The 16,716-nt window shown below is 44.2% G+C and carries 13 protein-coding genes and 1 pseudogene; 10 read left to right on the forward strand and 4 right to left on the reverse strand.

All coding sequences use genetic code 11. The features are described 5' to 3' along the window. The first annotated feature begins 2 nt into the window (after positions 1 to 2). Positions 3 to 1,136: an efflux RND transporter periplasmic adaptor subunit gene (locus tag D2V05_RS04205; protein ID WP_119646289.1), complete on the forward strand. Its 1,134-nt coding sequence runs from the start codon at positions 3 to 5 to the stop codon at positions 1,134 to 1,136. A 4-nt stretch (positions 1,137 to 1,140) separates the two neighbouring features. Here D2V05_RS04205 and feoB read toward each other — a convergent pair. From feoB to D2V05_RS04220, 3 genes and pseudogenes are all read right to left on the reverse strand, one after another. After that, positions 1,141 to 3,359, reverse strand: a pseudogene (gene feoB, locus D2V05_RS04210) (ferrous iron transport protein B). Then, positions 3,343 to 4,386: a metal-dependent transcriptional regulator gene (locus tag D2V05_RS04215; RefSeq protein WP_119646290.1), complete on the reverse strand. Its 1,044-nt coding sequence runs from the start codon at positions 4,384 to 4,386 to the stop codon at positions 3,343 to 3,345. Before D2V05_RS04215 ends, feoB begins: the two are co-directional and overlap by 17 nt. A 25-nt stretch (positions 4,387 to 4,411) precedes the next feature. Next, positions 4,412 to 5,059, reverse strand: a complete 648-nt coding sequence (locus D2V05_RS04220; protein WP_119646291.1) for a metal-dependent transcriptional regulator — start codon at positions 5,057 to 5,059, stop codon at positions 4,412 to 4,414. A gap of 141 nt (positions 5,060 to 5,200) precedes the next feature. On the opposite strand from D2V05_RS04220, the gene D2V05_RS04225 reads away from it, so the two are divergent. From D2V05_RS04225 to D2V05_RS04240, 4 genes are all read left to right on the forward strand, one after another. Beyond that, positions 5,201 to 7,411, forward strand: coding sequence for a TonB-dependent receptor (locus tag D2V05_RS04225; protein ID WP_119646292.1), 2,211 nt, complete (start codon positions 5,201 to 5,203; stop codon positions 7,409 to 7,411). A 144-nt stretch (positions 7,412 to 7,555) separates the two neighbouring features. Beyond that, positions 7,556 to 8,422, forward strand: a complete 867-nt coding sequence (locus D2V05_RS04230; RefSeq protein ID WP_183114782.1) for an inositol oxygenase family protein — start codon at positions 7,556 to 7,558, stop codon at positions 8,420 to 8,422. Positions 8,423 to 8,425: 3 nt separating this feature from the next. After that, positions 8,426 to 10,030 carry a solute:sodium symporter family transporter gene (locus D2V05_RS04235; protein WP_119646293.1) on the forward strand — a complete coding sequence of 535 codons (1,605 nt, stop codon included), beginning with the start codon at positions 8,426 to 8,428 and terminating at the stop codon, positions 10,028 to 10,030. A gap of 49 nt (positions 10,031 to 10,079) precedes the next feature. Further along, positions 10,080 to 11,222, forward strand: a complete 1,143-nt coding sequence (locus D2V05_RS04240; RefSeq protein WP_119646294.1) for a lycopene cyclase family protein — start codon at positions 10,080 to 10,082, stop codon at positions 11,220 to 11,222. Here the strand turns inward: D2V05_RS04240 and D2V05_RS04245 are convergent. Then, a complete protein-coding gene (locus D2V05_RS04245; RefSeq protein WP_119646295.1) occupies positions 11,219 to 12,202 on the reverse strand; it encodes a polyprenyl synthetase family protein in 984 nt (327 codons plus the stop codon). The genes D2V05_RS04240 and D2V05_RS04245 overlap by 4 nt on opposite strands. 176 nt (positions 12,203 to 12,378) lie before the next feature. Between D2V05_RS04245 and D2V05_RS04250 the strand changes: the two genes are divergently transcribed. The 5 genes from D2V05_RS04250 (at position 12,379) to D2V05_RS04270 (ending at position 16,705) form a co-directional block, all read left to right on the forward strand. Next, positions 12,379 to 12,927: an RNA polymerase sigma factor gene (locus tag D2V05_RS04250; RefSeq protein WP_119638985.1), complete on the forward strand. Its 549-nt coding sequence runs from the start codon at positions 12,379 to 12,381 to the stop codon at positions 12,925 to 12,927. Further along, positions 12,917 to 13,351: a hypothetical protein gene (locus tag D2V05_RS04255; RefSeq protein WP_119646296.1), complete on the forward strand. Its 435-nt coding sequence runs from the start codon at positions 12,917 to 12,919 to the stop codon at positions 13,349 to 13,351. Before D2V05_RS04250 ends, D2V05_RS04255 begins: the two co-directional genes overlap by 11 nt. Before the next feature lie 217 nt (positions 13,352 to 13,568). Next, positions 13,569 to 14,174, forward strand: a complete 606-nt coding sequence (locus tag D2V05_RS04260) for a TetR/AcrR family transcriptional regulator (RefSeq protein WP_119638987.1) — start codon at positions 13,569 to 13,571, stop codon at positions 14,172 to 14,174. Beyond that, positions 14,175 to 15,506 (forward strand): TolC family protein, encoded by a 1,332-nt coding sequence (locus tag D2V05_RS04265; protein WP_119646297.1) that lies wholly within the window; start codon positions 14,175 to 14,177, stop codon positions 15,504 to 15,506. A gap of 23 nt (positions 15,507 to 15,529) precedes the next feature. Continuing rightward, positions 15,530 to 16,705 carry an efflux RND transporter periplasmic adaptor subunit gene (locus tag D2V05_RS04270; RefSeq protein ID WP_119646325.1) on the forward strand — a complete coding sequence of 392 codons (1,176 nt, stop codon included), beginning with the start codon at positions 15,530 to 15,532 and terminating at the stop codon, positions 16,703 to 16,705. Positions 16,706 to 16,716: the final 11 nt, after the last annotated feature.

Raw genomic sequence — 16,716 nt, forward strand, 5'->3', positions numbered from 1 at the left:
CAATGAAAAATATCATCTATAGCTACGCCACCGTTTTCCTTTTATTGATAACATCCTGTGGCAACAAGAACAACGAGACTTCCTCCGAAGGGGAACAGACTGAAACCTCTGCGATTGTGGTAACTCAAGATCAATTCACATCCAACGGACTTCTTTTGGGAGGATTGGAGGAGCGAAATTTTCCCGATGTGGTGGAAACATCGGGTATGATCGATGTACCACCGGAAAACAGGGCCAGTGTAATGGCCTTTATGGGAGGATTCGTGAAAAAGACGCCACTTTTAATAGGCGACAAGGTAAAAAAAGGCCAATTGTTGGTGACCTTGGAAAACCAAGAATTTGTGCAAATGCAGCAAGAATATCTTCAGGTGTACAATCAACTGGATTTTTTGAAAGCCGAATTCGAGCGAAACAAAACGTTGTACGATGAAAAAATCGCTTCCCAGAAGAACTTCCTTCAGGCCAAAAGCAATTATGAAACCGCTAAGGCCAAATACCAAGGGTTACGGGAACAACTGCAGATGCTCAACATTTCTCCCAGTCAAGTGGAAAAAGGGGCTATCAGTTCACTGGCAAGTATCTATGCCCCTATTTCGGGCAGTGTAACCAAAGTGAACGTTTCCATGGGCAGCTATGTATCCCCTGCCAGTCAAATTCTCGAAATAGCGAACAATGAACACGTCCATTTGGAACTCACAGTATTCGAAAAGGACATATTAAAAGTAAAAAAGGGACAAAAAATCCAATTTACCATCCCAGAGGCTTCCAACGAAACCTATATGGCAGAAGTACATCTGGTAGGTGCCTCCATTGATGATGCCAAACGAACCATTAAAGTACATGGCCATTTGGAGAACGAGGATGATACTGGATTCCTGCCCGGTATGTTCGTGAATGCCATGATTATGACCGATACGAAAAATGGCCTATCCCTTCCGGATGAAGCTGTCATAGAATCCGAAGGGTCATCCTATGTGTTGAAATTGGTTTCTCAAAATGCTGAGGGCTATACCTTTGAGAAAGTCCATGTGGACCAAGGCAATAGCTATGGAGGCTTTACCGAAATCAGCTCGGAAGACCTCAAGCAAGACGATCAATTTTTGCTCAAAGGAGTTTTTGATCTGATTGGAGGATAGTATATTAAGCAAATAAATACCATAACTGGGCCGTAAAAAAGCAGACCACAAATCCCAACACAATGGGCAAAAGAGTAGCAATTAGAGTCCATTTGGCACTTTTGGTCTCTTTGTAAATGGTATAAATAGTAGTGGAACAGGGGTTGTGCAGCAAGCTGAACAGCATCAGGTTGATTCCAGTGAGCAATGTCCAACCCCCGGCCCTCAAAATGTTTTCGGTACTGGTGATGGAATCCAGTTCGAACATGACCCCTGAGCCCTCACCGACCCCGGACATCCCTGTCACCAACACGGTAAGCATCAAAATGGTCGGGATTACGATTTCGTTGGCTGGAATGGCAATGATATAGGCCAATAAAATGACTCCGTTCAACCCAAAGACCACAGCAAACGGGTTGGACCAATCAATGAAGTGCTCGGCCAAGCTCACCCCCCCAATATGGATGTTGGAAACCAACCAAATCACCATTCCAGCTGGAACGGCAAAGACCACAGCCCTCCACAACACGAACAATGTTCTATCAATCAATGAAGTATACAAGGTTTGAAGCACCCTTGGCGGACGATAAGGCGGCAATTCCAAACTAAAGGTAGAAGCTTCACCCTTCAAAACGGAGCGACTTAAAACCCAGGAAACGATCAAACTAAAAGCGATACCCAAAACGGCCACACCTACCACCGCCCCTGTGGAAACCAAACCAGCCCAAAATGGGGATACCATACCTCCAATGAAAATGGTGGCAATCAAAATCTGAGTAGGCCATCGACCATTACATAGTGAAAAGTTATTGGTGATGATGGCGATCAATCGTTCCCTTGGACTATCGATGACCCTTGCGGCGATAACACCCGCAGCGTTGCATCCAAATCCCATGCTCATGGTAAGGGCTTGCTTTCCGTGTGCCCCTGCTTTTCGGAACAAACTATCCATATTGAAGGCCACCCTGGGCAAATAACCCAAGTCTTCCAACAAGGTGAATAATGGAAAAAATATGGCCATTGGCGGTAACATTACGGAAATGACCCAGGCCATGGCCAAATAGGCCCCATCGATCAAAAGCCCGGATAACCACCATGGCATAAAACTGTCTGCTCCACTTTTCAGGATGGGATGAAGCGTATCCACCAACAAAGAAGCCAAAAGTCCGGATGGGTAATTGGCACCCGAAATAGTGACCCAAAAAACCACGGCTAAGAGCACGAACATAATCGGGAATCCTGACCATCGGCTGGTCACGATCTTATCAATCTTCCTATCCAAACTGAAAGCTGGTTTATCTCCTTCGATGGAAACCGTTTTGCGGGCAATCTGTGCCGCATCGGCATATAGGGAGGAAACGATCTTGTCATGGATGCCCATGCCCAATTCCCATTTCAGGTTGTTGGCTATCCCCAAGATTTCCTCCGTATTTTTTGATTTGTTCTGCTCCGTCATATCGCTATAGGGGTTTCATTCTCGACCAATCCATCTAAAATGCCATTCTGCAAGGCCTCGATGATGCTTTGGTCTCCTTCCAACAAACGTAAGGCCACCCATTCCGCATTGGGCAAACCCGGATAGGTTTCCCTTAATTTTTTAGATAAGGTATCAATGGCATGTTTTAACTGTGGCGTATGGTTCCTGACCCGATGGGGCTTGCAGATGTATTTGCCTGAGGCCACCTCGGCTATCATGGCTACCAATTCGTCCATACCATCCCGTCTTCGGGCCGAAGTAGGAATCACTGGAATCCCCAATTCCCTGGTAAGTTCTCGAACATCGATTTCTACATGGTTACGCTTGGCCTCATCCATCAAATTGAGACATAAAATGGCCCTATCTGTGATTTCCAATATTTGAAGGACGAGATTCAAGTTCCTTTCCAAACGGGTGGCATCGGCGACGATCACGGTTACATCCGGACGGCCAAAAAGGATAAAATTACGGGCCACTTCCTCATCCGTACTGGTGGATAAAAGAGAATAGGTGCCCGGAAGGTCCACAATCTTGTAACTGTCGTCTTCATAGGAAAAAGCTCCTTCTGCCCTACCAACCGTTTTTCCTGGCCAGTTTCCGGTATGTTGTCGTAATCCGGTAAGGTTGTTAAAGACAGTACTTTTTCCAGTATTGGGGTTTCCGGCAAGCGCCACAACATAATCCACCTTATCCATATCGATTCCCAATCGGACGAGGTTCCCCTTATGGTGTACCGGACAATTTTCGCAATTAGGCTGACTGCTCATGTTGTTCTTTTTTAATGTTATTGATGAAAATCAGGTTGGCCTGATCTTTTCTGATGGCGATGGTGGTTCCCAAAATGCGGTAGCCCACAGGGTCTCCCGAGGCACTCCGAAGCTCAGCGGTTATCGAATTACCCGGAACAATCCCGAAATCCATCAACCGTCTTCTTTGCAAACCACGACAGTAGGAAGAAATGCCCACAATATTGGCGGTCTCATCAGGCTGAAGTTCGGATAAGCGCTGATACCCCTCTTGAATAGGTTCGGCTTTCGGAAGTGGTTGAACCGTTATAGCTGAGGCAAAAAGTGGGGTAAGCACACATTCGTTCCCATCGGCGGCAAAGGTGATCTTCCCCTGTTGTACATCCAATTGGTAAACCTGCATGCCGGGGTATAGACCAAGGGCCGAAAGTTGTTCAAAGATATAATGGGGCTCGTCCTCAATATGTACAATTTGGGCCACTTCCCCTTCTTTTAAACTACTCAACGGCCGGCCGGAAAATGGCGGAATCTCCCCTTCCGTGGAGGGAATGGGGTCACCATGGGGGTCGAAGGCAGGATTGCCCATTCGTGCCGCGATCCTATTGGCTTCTTCTAAGGACAATTGGTGTTCTTGAATGTCGGCCTCCCCGTGCCAATCCATATGCTGTACCCCGGTCTCATCGGCCAAAAACCGCTCCCAGATCCTGTGTACACGTACAATACGTAGCGCATAGGATTTCCCGGTATCGGTAAGATGGATGTTATGTCCTTCAAAAACAACGAGACCCATATCTTTCAAGTGGGCCATCAGTTTTGCCATTTGGTCTGCACTGATATTGAGATTGCCCGCAGCACTGTTCAAGTTGCAGGCGATGCCCTTATATTCGCAATCGAAAAGGTATTTCAAAGTGTCTTCCAAAAGAACGCGCTGGGAGCTCATCCGTACTTTTCCCAAACGGGCCAACAATCCTTTTTTGGGCCAGAACACCCAAATGAGGGTCCCGACGGCTACCAATCCCAAAACCAAGGCCATTACAGGTTGTTCCATAGCTATTTTGGATTATATAATCGTTTCATTTTAAATAGATATTACAGGCAATCTGATGTGAAACCATATGTTCCCGTTCCCCAATCTTTAAGTGAAGGGAACCATCGAATGCCTCTTTCCCTAAAATTTGGATCGGCTTGCCGATTGAAATTTCATGCTTATCCAAATATTGCAGAAAGGCCGAAGAACTATCCTTCACCCCCACACAAATGCCATGGGCCCCAACAGGCAGTTCACTCAACAAGTCCTTATTATGTTCTTGGAATTCACCGTTCTTTCCCGGAATGGGATCACCATGGGGGTCATATTTGGGGAACTGGAGCAACTGGTCCAACTTATCGATCAATTTTTCACTTTTGATGTGTTCCAACTGTTCCGCCACCTCATGTACCTCATCCCAGGCAAAATCAAGCTTCTCCACCAGAAAAGTTTCCCAAAGCCTATGCTTTCGAACAATGGAAAGGGCGGTTTTAACCCCCGCATCCGTAAGGGAAATCCCTTGGTATTTTTTATAGTTCACCAGACCTTTTTCGGCCAATTTCTTGGCCATATCCGTAACAGAGGATGGTTTGGTTTCCATCTGCTCCGCAATGGCATTGGTGTTTATGGATACATCATCCCCGCTTCCCAAATGGAAAATGGTTTTCAGATAGTTCTCCTCGGATCGGGTCATCTCAATTTAATTTTATCAAAAATACATTTTTTATTTATAAAAAACTATTTTTAGATTTGCCTAAATTTTATTTTATATAAATTGAAAACCATTTGTAAACATATCGCCCTACTTTGGATTGCTTTGGTGAGCAGTTGTTGCATGGCACAATCGGCATCGGTAAATGGAATAGTAACAGATAATGGACAGCCCTTGCCCTTTGTGAACATCATGATCAAAAACACCCAACTTGGAACATCCTCGGATGAAAACGGGAATTTTACCTTGACCAATATTCCAACTGGGGAGCACCTGCTTTTCGCTTCGGCATTAGGCTATGTCTCCTTTTCCAAATCCTTAACCATATCAAAGGGACAGTCCTTAACAATCCATATTGAGATGGTTCCTTCGGCTCAAAGTTTAAACGAGACCGTGGTTACCGGAACCCTTAAACCCGTAAGTCGATTGGAAAGTCCCGTTCCCGTGGAAGTCTATTCCCCAACGTTTTTAAAAAAGAACCCAACAGCCAGTATTTTTGATGCCCTTCAAAACGTGAACGGGGTGCGCCCACAAATCAATTGTAATGTGTGTAATACAGGCGACATCCATATCAACGGATTGGAAGGCCCCTACACTTTGGTGCTTATTGATGGAATGCCTATCGTGAGCGGATTGGGCACCGTGTATGGTTTAACAGGCATCCCCAATTCCTTGATCGAACAAGTTGAAATCGTCAAAGGACCGGCTTCATCCCTGTATGGTAGCGAAGCCGTGGGTGGGCTGATCAACATCATCACCAAAAATACCTTAAGCGCCCCAGAGTTTTTTGCGGATGGCTTTGTGACCGGATGGGGTGAATATAATCTGGATGTGGGCAGTAAATTCAACTTAGGAAAAAAAGCCGATGTGCTTTTTGGAATCAATTACTTCAACTACAACCAGCCTATTGACAACAATGGGGACAATTTTACCGACTTAACTCTGCAAGACCGCATTTCCATCTTTCAGAAATGGGATTTTGAACGCAAAGACTCCCGAATATTCTCTTTTGCGGGTAGATTTTTCTATGAAGACCGATGGGGCGGGGAAATGCAATGGACTCCAGATTATCGGGGTGGTGATGAAATTTATGGTGAAAGCATTTATACACGCCGTTGGGAAGTCTTAGGGAAATACCAATTGCCCTTGGAAGAAAAACTTCTGCTTTCCTTCTCTTACAACGACCACAACCAGAACTCGGTTTATGGTGACACCCAATATTTGGCTAATCAGCGTATCGGATTTGCTCAACTTACTTGGGATACATCCGTAGGTAAACATGATCTGCTTTTTGGAAGCGCTGTGCGCTATAATTATTACAACGACAACACTCCTGCCACTCCATCAGCGGATAACATTTGGATTCCGAGTATGTTTGCCCAAGATGAAATTGCCATTGCACCAGACCACTCTTTTTTGGCGGGAATGCGATATGATTATGACAAAAGGCACGGCAACATTTTTACGCCAAGGGCTGCGTACAAATGGAAAGTGTCCACAAACGACATTTTACGGTTGAACGTAGGGACCGGTTTTCGTGTGGTGAGCCTTTTCACAGAAGACCATGCTGCTCTCACAGGAGCACGCGAGGTAGTCATTTCGGAGGAGCTGAAACCCGAACGATCCGTCAACATAAACCTGAACTACCTGAAAAAAATCTATAGCGACAATGGGACTTTCATTGGCCTCGATGCCTCTGCATTCTACACCCATTTCTCCAATATCATCCTGCCCGATTACGATACCGACCCCAATCTTATCATTTATGATAACCTTGATGGAAAATCGGTTTCACAGGGTGTAAGTGCCAATGTGGATGTTGCCTTTGCAGGCGGACTCAAATTTTTAGTCGGGGCTACTTGGCAGGATGTAAGTAATACTGAAAATGGCATTCGCCAACAGCAAATCCTAACCGAAAGCATTACGGCTACCTGGAATTTGTCGTATACCTTTCGACAGCTTCATTTAATGGTTGATTATACTGGAAACTTATATGGTCCCATGCGGTTGCCACTTTTGGGCGATTTAGATCCTAGGCGGGAGTATTCCCCGACATGGAGCATTCAAAACATTCAATTCACCTATAAAGGGCTCCCCAACTTTGAAGCATATGCAGGCATCAAAAACCTGTTGGACTGGACTCCAAACCGGGGCAATCCTTTCATCATTGCCCGGGCCAATGACCCGTTCGATAAAAACGTCACTTTTGATGCCAATGGGAATGCCGTTGCCACTCAGGATAATCCCTATGCCCTTACTTTTGACACTGGATATGTATACGGCCCCAATCAAGGTATAAGGGGATTTTTGGGTTTGAGATATACGGTGTTTTAACGCTAAGTATGTTGATGATATAATGAAAAATAAAGGTGGTTCACTCACAACTTCATCCATAAAATGCTGTTTTATAAGCCATAGATCAAAAAAATTCCTATTTTTATTTTAACGGGACCGCACATCCCCATTATTTGCACAATCATGAAACTAAACCAACAACAAAAGAAAGAAGCCCATGATATGATGGAGCTTTGGGAAGATGATGTCCTGGAACGTTACCCCGAAAATGCCACAAAATCCAAGGAAGAATTCCGTAATTACGATGATCCTGCCAGAGATACGGTTAGGGAATTCTACAAAATGAACCACACCTATCAAACCTATGATTTTGTGATGGAAAAGGAAAAAGAGTTCCTTTCCCTCAATCGCAGGGAAATGAGCCTTTGGGATGCCGTGGAATATTTGAACACTTTGGTGGATGATTCCGATCCCGATATTGATCTGGACCAGACCCAACACCTGTTGCAGACTTCCGAGGCCATTCGCGCCGACGGACATCCCGATTGGTTTGTGCTGACCGGGTTCTTGCACGATTTGGGCAAAGTGCTCTGCTTGTTCGGCGAACCGCAATGGGCAGTAGTGGGCGATACCTTCCCAGTCGGCTGTAAATTCTCGGATAAAATTGTGTATCCGGAATTTTTCAAAACCAACCCGGATAATACCGATGAACGTTTCAACACCAAACTTGGCGTATACAAGGAAAATTGTGGGTTGAAGAATGTTCATATGTCCTGGGGTCATGACGAATACCTCTACCACATCATGAAGGATTATCTGCCCGAAGAAGGTTTGTATATGATCCGCTATCACAGTTTCTATTCCCAACACAGGGAACATGCCTACGATCATTTGATGGATGACCACGATCGGGCCATGTTCAAGTGGGTGGATAAATTCAATCCCTACGATCTTTATTCCAAGGCACCCGTAAAACCCAATGTAAAGGAACTACGCCCCTATTATGAGGATCTGGCTTCCAAATATCTGCCCGATACAATTCGGTTTTAGCGGATGGTAGCATTCATTAGTTTTTTTGTGTTCACGGCATTTGTTGCCGCGTACTCCAGTTGGAAATTACGTAAGGACAACTTCTCCACTAAGGATGGTTATTTTTTGGGTGGACGAAGTTTGACAGGCATTGTCATAGCCGGTTCCCTGTTGCTGACCAATATTTCCACCGAACATTTGGTGGGCATGAACGGGGATGCCTATAAACACGGGGCCATCATTGTGGCTTGGGAAGTAACCTCCGCGTTGGCCTTGGTGGCCGCGGCCCTGTACTTTGCACCAGGCTATCTACAAATGGGACTCACCACCATTCCCGAATTCCTTGAAAAACGTTTTGACGGATTGACCAGGACCATTATCGCCTTTTTGCTCATCATTTCCTTTGTATCCACTCTTTTGCCCATTGTGTTGTACTCGGGGGCCATTAGCATTGAGCAGATTTTTGATATTTCCGGGTTGTTGGGCATCACCCAGACCGAAGGCCTTTGGTTAACCGTAATTGTTGTGGGCTTCATCGGTGCGGTTTATGCCATTTTTGGTGGATTGAAAATGGTCGCCTATACCGATACCATTAATGGTTTTGGACTTTTGATAGCTGGAATTTCCATTCCGTTATTGGCCTTGTGGAACATTGGGGATGGCAATATTCTGGAAGGACTCCGTTTGGTTTTTGAAAAAGCTCCGGAAAAATTCAATGTGGTCAGTGATGAAGTTTCGGTGGGACCAGGCTCCCGTGATTCCATCATGCCCTTTGGTGTCTTGTTTACGGGATTGATCATTAACCAGCTGTATTTTTGGACCATGCACCAATCCATCATCCAGCGGGTTTTAGGAGCAGTAAACTTGAAAGAAGCCCAGAAAGGATTGTTGTATGCAGGACTCTTGAAGATTTTGATTCCCTTAATCATTGTCCTCCCCGGCATTATTGCCTTCTATTATTTCAACGATTCATTTTACGATAAAAAAGAACTCGTTTACCCCAGTTTGGTGAAACAAGTATTACCTTTTTGGATGACAGGCTTCTTTGTTGCCGTTTTGATGGGAGCCATCTTGAGCACCTTCAACAGTGCGTTGAACAGTGCAGCTACCATTTTCAGTTTGGGTATTTATAAACGTTACATCAATAAAAATGCGAACGAAAACCGATTGGTCAAGATTGGTAAATCAACCTCCGCATTGTTGGCCTTGTTTGCCATCGGGATTGCACCGTTCATCGCCCATGCCCCTAGAGGACTTTACCAATTGTTACAACAGCTGAACGGAATTTTCTTCATCCCCATGGCAACTGTAATCCTAGCAGGATTCTTTTTGCCCAAGGTATCCGCCAAAGCAGCTAAAATTGGTTTGTTGTTCGGTTTGTTCTTCTATGTTTTCACCAATTTTATTTGGCAAGTGGATATGCACTACGTCCATATTTGGGGCATTGAATTTGTTCTCAATATTATGGTCATGCTTTTGGTCTCAAAATTCTATCCAAGGACCAATTCCTTCAGCATTACAAACATTGGTGTGGTGGATGTAACCCAATGGAAGTATGCCAAAGGTTTCAGCATATTTTTGGTAGTGGCCACGCTAGCGGTTTACATTTTATTGGGTCATGTAGGATAGTTCCAAAACTTGATTCCCAACTACAGTTTTCAATGTGTATTTTTACGCCATGACCCAATACGACTACATTATTGTGGGTGCCGGTGCAGCTGGACTTTTATTGGCCGATGCCATGGGAACTGATGCTTTCTTTTCCTACAAATCCATTTTAATTTTGGAAAAAGAACCTAAAAACCAGAATGACCGCACTTGGTGTTTTTGGGAAAAAGGAGAAGGTCAGTTTGATTTTTTGATGCACCAATCATGGGACCAAATTCTTGTTGCGGGGGAAAACCTGGAATTACGAACATCCATTGCCCCGTACACCTACAAAATGATTCGTGGGGCTGATTTTTACCAACACTTCGTCTCCAAGGTAAAAGCCAATCCTAATATCACTTGGAATCAGGAAAATGTAGTGGATATTCGGAAGGAAGATAGTCGAGTTATCATCACCACGGAACACTTCACCTATGTTGGTGAATGTGTTTTTTCAAGCCTGTATGATAAGGATGTAGTTGCCCAACAAATGAAGTATCCATTACTGCAACAACACTTTCTGGGATGGACAATTAAAACCGACCATTCGGTTTTTAAAACGAATACGGCCACTTTTATGGACTTTTCAATTCCCCAAAACGGCAATACCCGGTTTATGTACGTACTCCCCTTTTCAGAAACCGAAGCATTGGTGGAATACACCTTGTTTTCTGAACATCTTCTGGAAAAAGAAGCATACGAAGATGCCATCAAAAATTATATTGAAGAAAAGTTTCCTGGCACCATATATACCATCCAAGAGAAGGAATTCGGAACCATTCCCATGACCTGCTATCCCTTTCATCATAAAAATACCGAACGGATTTTTCATATTGGCATTGCAGGCGGATGGGCCAAACCCAGTACCGGTTTTACCTTTTTTAATACAAGTAAACAGATCATAAAATTGGTGGAGCATTTGAAAATGGGGAAGCCGCTTTCCAAATTCCATCAAAAAAACAGGTTTGGATTTTACGATATGCTTTTGTTGGACATTCTGTACAAAAACAACCATTTGGGAGCGTCCATTTTTACATCCCTGTTCAAAAAAAGAAAAGCATCCCTGATCCTGAAATTTTTAGGTAATGAGACCAATCTTTGGGAAGAATTACAGATTGTAACGGCGCCAAAACCGATGCCCTTTATTAAAGCATTGGTCAACCGGATTTTTTAAACAGTTCGTTGCATCAAACTTTCCCCGAATTGCCTTAAAAGTTGTTTGCTGCTATCGGGCAAATTCAGTTCATCCAAAGTTTTATACGCTTTTTGCGTATAAGATTCAATTTCATATTTAGCATCCTCCACGGCCCCGCTTTCCATAAAAATCGATTTTACTGCTTGGACTTTGATGGTCGAATCTTCTGGTTTAATAGAATACAAATGCAACAGGCTTTCCCGATTTTGTTGGTTTGCTTTTTCAAGGGAACGCAGATACAAAAAGGTCTTTTTGTTCTCCATGATATCCCCTCCAACCTGTTTTCCAAAAGTTTCAGGATCCCCAAAGGCATCCAAATAATCATCCTTCAACTGAAAGGCAATTCCAAGATTACGACCGAATTCGTAAATAGCAGATGATTCCTTTTCCGGGGCCTTGGCAATGATCGCCCCCATTTTCATGGCAGCCGCCACCAGTACCGAGGTCTTATATTCTATCATTTTAAGATATTCTGGGATGGTTACATCGTCCCTCGTCTCAAAATCCACATCATATTGTTGGCCCTCGCAAACTTCTATGGCAGTCTTGCTAAAAAGCGTAGTCAGTTCCTTGAATATTTCAGGCGGATAGCTTTCAAAAAATTGATAGGATAGGATCAACATGGCATCTCCGGACAAAATACCTGTGTTGATGTCCCACTTTTCATGCACGGTGACCTTCCCGCGGCGCAACGGGGCATCATCCATAATATCATCATGTACCAACGAAAAATTGTGGAACATTTCAATGGCCAATGCGGCATCCATGGCTTCTTCAACCTTTCCACCAAAAAGTTCAGTGGTCATCAACGTTAAAATGGGCCTGAGCCGTTTCCCACCCAAACCTAAAATATACTGGATTGGTTCGTAAAGGTTTTTGGGTTCGGTAACCTGCGACCTTTTTTCCAAATGTACCAAAAATGGGTCCTTATACCTGTCGATGAATTCGGTTTTTGCCATGGCGTCAAAAATACATGCAAAAAATCAAAAAATCGTCTCAACCTTCATGAATACTTCGCGTTTGGAAGCATCCTAAAGCCTAAAACGGCATCCCTTAAAAAATTTTTGCCCAAAAAATGCAATAGATTTGAAATCCTTCGTCTCTATAGTTGAAGACAGCAACCAGTCCTATTTAAATGGCAGCCAAAACAGAAAACCATAATAACCTCACTACTTTTTTCAACGACGAATATGGGTCGTTGAGATCGTACGTGCAATCCAAAATCCGGGATACCTCGGAGCGGGATGCGGAGGATATTGTGCAGGACGTTGCCCTTCGGATCTTTTCGCGGCCAGATGATGCCATTCCCATTACCAACGTGGGTGGGTTTGTGTACAACGCCATACGAAACAGGATCATTGATATTATGCGGGGGAAAAAAGAACGAAAGCTCCCCAGCGAGGACATCGATGGACAGTGGCAGGAATTTGCGGAACTGTTCTACGGTGATGCGGACAACAGCTATTCCCCAGAAATGGAAGCAGCCCTAAAAAAAGCGGTCTCCGATCTGAAGCCAGCCTACAGGGACATCATCATAGCTGTGGATTTTGAAGGATATACCTATAAAGAGATATCCGAACGGACCGGGATACCCTCTGGAACACTGATGTCCAGGAGGCACCGTGCCATGTCGGAATTGTCAAAAACATTGGAAAATATAAAAGAATTTAATTATGGAACGTAAAAAAGAATTTGAAAGGAGAGTTGAAAAAAATGTGGAGCACTATGTAAAAAAGGTGGTCAAGGTCATAGCCATGGTCATACTGGCAGTTGCATTCTTCCTATTGGCCAATTATGTGTTGATGCGTTTGTGGAACTGGTTGATGCCAGATCTCTTTGGACTATCCATCATAACCTACTGGCAGGCCCTTGGAATCTTCATCATTGCCAAACTCCTCTTCGGATTTGGAGGTGGCGGTGGAAAAAAAGGTGGTGGACCTCGTCACAAAAGGAAGTTCAATGCATCCAAGCGCTGTGGTTCCATGCGAAGGGATTTTGAAGAGTGGAAACACTATGACCAGTTTTGGAAAGAAGAAGGGGAACAGTCCTTCAAAGCTTATGTAGAAAAAATCAAAAACGAAAATCATGATAAATCAGAACAAGAATAATTCCAAAAACCGGTATTTACTCCGTTTCAGCCCCTTCTTTTGGCGGTTGGGCGGTACTACAGGAGGTTCTAAAGATAATGGGCCGCATATTCGCCCCCTATTTAGCAATGTAGAAGAAACCCAGTAGAACAAACCATTAAGCCCTCGTTAAAAAAATGTAAAACCAAGGAAACTTTTTTTGTTTTTAAAGTTTCCATGCCTACATTTGCCGCTCATTATGAGGGAGAAGATTATACAAAAAGCAACGGACATGTTCTTAAACCTTGGTTTTAAGAGCATTACCATGGATGATTTGGCCAATGAAATGGGAATATCGAAAAAGACCATTTATTCCCATTTTAAGAACAAGACCGAGTTGGTACAGGAAACCACCATGTCCATGTCGGATTTCATTACCTGCGGCATCGATAACATCATAGCCCTGGAAAAAAACCCGATTGAAGAATTATATGAGATCAAAAAATTCATCATGGTGCATTTGAAGGACGAAAAATCATCCCCATTGTACCAATTACAGAAATATTATCCAAAGATCCATTCCTCATTGAAGGAAATCCAGTTTGAGTGTACGCACCGTTGTGTGGCTGAAAATGTAAAAAGGGGAATGGAAATGGGAATTTATCGTGATAATCTCAATGTGGAATTCGTATCGCGCATCTATTTCACGGGAGTCATGAGCATTAAGGACAATAATGTTTTTCCCACGGAGATTTTCAGCAGGGCCGAATTATTGGACTATTATCTCGAATACCACCTGAGGGGAATCGTAACACCCAAGGGAAGAAACATACTAAACTCTATCATCAATTCAAATCAAGAATAAATGCGAACAACCCTTATCAGTCTAATGTTACTATTGCCCTGGCTGGCCTCGGCCCAGGATACCATCCCAAATTTCAGTTTGGATGGGGCCATTGCCTACGCCTTGGAGCACAACTATAGCGCCATCAATGCCTCTAGGGACATAGTGGATGCCCAAAAGCAAAAGTGGGAAACCATTGCCACGGGCCTACCACAGATTTCCGGAGCGGTAAGCTATCAGAACCAATTGAAACAGCCCGTATCCCAGATTCCTGCGGAATTCTTTGGAGGCGAACCCGGCACGTACCAAGAAGTGGTCTTTGGTCAAAAGCAGTCCATGACTGCATCGGCCACCTTGAGACAACAAATCTTCGATGGTTCCTACATTGTGGGGGTACAGGCCACCAAGACCTTTTTGGAGTACAGCCAGAACAACAAGGAGAAAACCGAGTTGGAGGTTAGAAAATCCGTGGTGGAAGCCTATGGCAATGTGCTGTTGGCCCAAGAAAGCGTGCAAATTTCCGAAAAGAACAAGGCCACTTTGGAAAAGAATCTTTACGAGACTAAACGTATCTATGAAAATGGCTTGGGAGATGAGGAAAGTGTGGATCAGTTGCAGATTACCCTTTCTTCGGTGGATAACCAGTTGAAGAATGCCAAGCGTTTGGAACTCATTACGCTGCAAATGCTCAATTTGGTTTTGGGTTTACCCATAGAGACTCCTACGGTTTTGACCGAAAACCTGGATGACCTTACCCAACGTCAAATAGACCTAGGTCTTTTGGACAGCGAGTTCACTATTGAAAACAATGTCGATTACAAAATGGCAATCAATTTGAACGAGCAGAGGGCCCTTGAACTGAAATTGGCCAAAAGTTACGCCTTACCTACTTTGAATGCATTTGTGAATTACGGTGGGAACTCTTTCAGTAATGATTTCTCATTCTTGAACAGTGGCCAAAAATGGTTCGGTTCCTCCATTTTGGGAGTGGACCTGAACATCCCCATTTTCAGTTCCTTCAAGAGAAGTGCAGGTACCCAGCGCGCCAAAATTGCGCTGGACAAGGCCAAAACACAGTTTACCGAGGCCCAAGCGCAAATCCGACTTCAATTGGAAAGTGCCAAGAGTGATTATATCCTTGCCATTGAGCAGTATGGCACCTTCAAGGAAAATTTGGAACTCGCGGAACGTATCGAAAAGAAAAACCAAATCAAATACGCCGAGGGTCTTGCCACCAGCTTTGACCTAAGACAGGCGCAAACACAGTTGTACACCAGTCAACAGGAATATCTACAATCCATGGTAGATGTCATCAACAAGAAAACCGAACTGGAAACCATATTAAACAAATGATCACAAGAGAAAACCATTCCATCATGAAAAAGACTATATATATAACACTAACAGCGGCAGTTTTGGCTTCTTGCGGGGGCGGCAGCAACAAATCTTTGGAAAAAGTACTTGCCAGCAACGACCTTGATGCCATACGTGCCAAGCATGTGGAAATTTCCAAAGAGCACAAGGCCTTGGAAATGCAGCTCAATTCCTTGGATTCCGTAATCGCCCTATTGGACGATTCCGCCAAATTGCCATTAGTGACCACCATACAGGTACATCCGCAAAAATTCGACCACTATTTGGAGCTTCAAGGAGATGTGATGACCAAACAGAACGTGCTCATCTATCCTGAAATGGCCGGTACCTTGAACCATGTGTATGTAAAAGAGGGACAAAAAGTGGCCAAGGGTCAAATATTGGCTAGCATAGACGATGGTGGCCTGTCCAGCCAATTAGCGCAGCTTAAGACCCAAGCAGAGCTGAGCAAGACCACTTTTGAACGTCAAAAAAGACTTTGGGAACAGAACATCGGTTCCGAAATCCAGTACCTACAGGCCAAGACCAATTACGAGGCCCAAGAAAGTGCCGTGAAGCAAATGGAAAGCCAAGTGGCCAAATCGACCATCAGGGCCCCTTTTGCTGGAATCATAGACGACGTGATCAAAGATCAAGGCACGGTGGTTGCCCCTGGAGCAGGTTCGGAGGTGTTCCGTATCGTGAACCTTTCCAATATGTATGTTGAAGTGGAAGTTCCTGAAAGCCACCTCCCCAATGTAAACCCAGGAAAAGACGTAAAAGTATATTTTCCTGTATTGGGCGACAGTGTTGCCACCAAAATCAGGGAAACCGGAAACTTCATCAATCCGAGCAATAGATCGTTCACTGCTGAAATCCCCGTACCTAGCCACGATGGCAAGATCAAACCGAACCTAACGGCGAGGGTCATGATCAATGACTATACCAGCGAAAATGCCATTCTTATTCCCCAAAGCATCCTCTCGGAAAATGCCAATGGTGAACAATATGTGTTCTTGGTAGAAGCAGATTCCATTGAGAACGACCCAGTGGCCAAAAAGGTGGTCATTACCACAGGTAAGACCCAAGGGGATTTTGTGGAAGTACTTTCCGGAATCAACAGTGGCGATGCCATTATTGATGAAGGTGCCCGAAGTGTGAAAGAGGGACAAAAAGTGAAGATCAAAAATATCCAGTAATAGGATCCAAC

The organism is Flagellimonas pelagia, from assembly GCF_003584135.1.
Classification (GTDB): Bacteria; Bacteroidota; Bacteroidia; order Flavobacteriales; family Flavobacteriaceae; genus Flagellimonas; species Flagellimonas pelagia.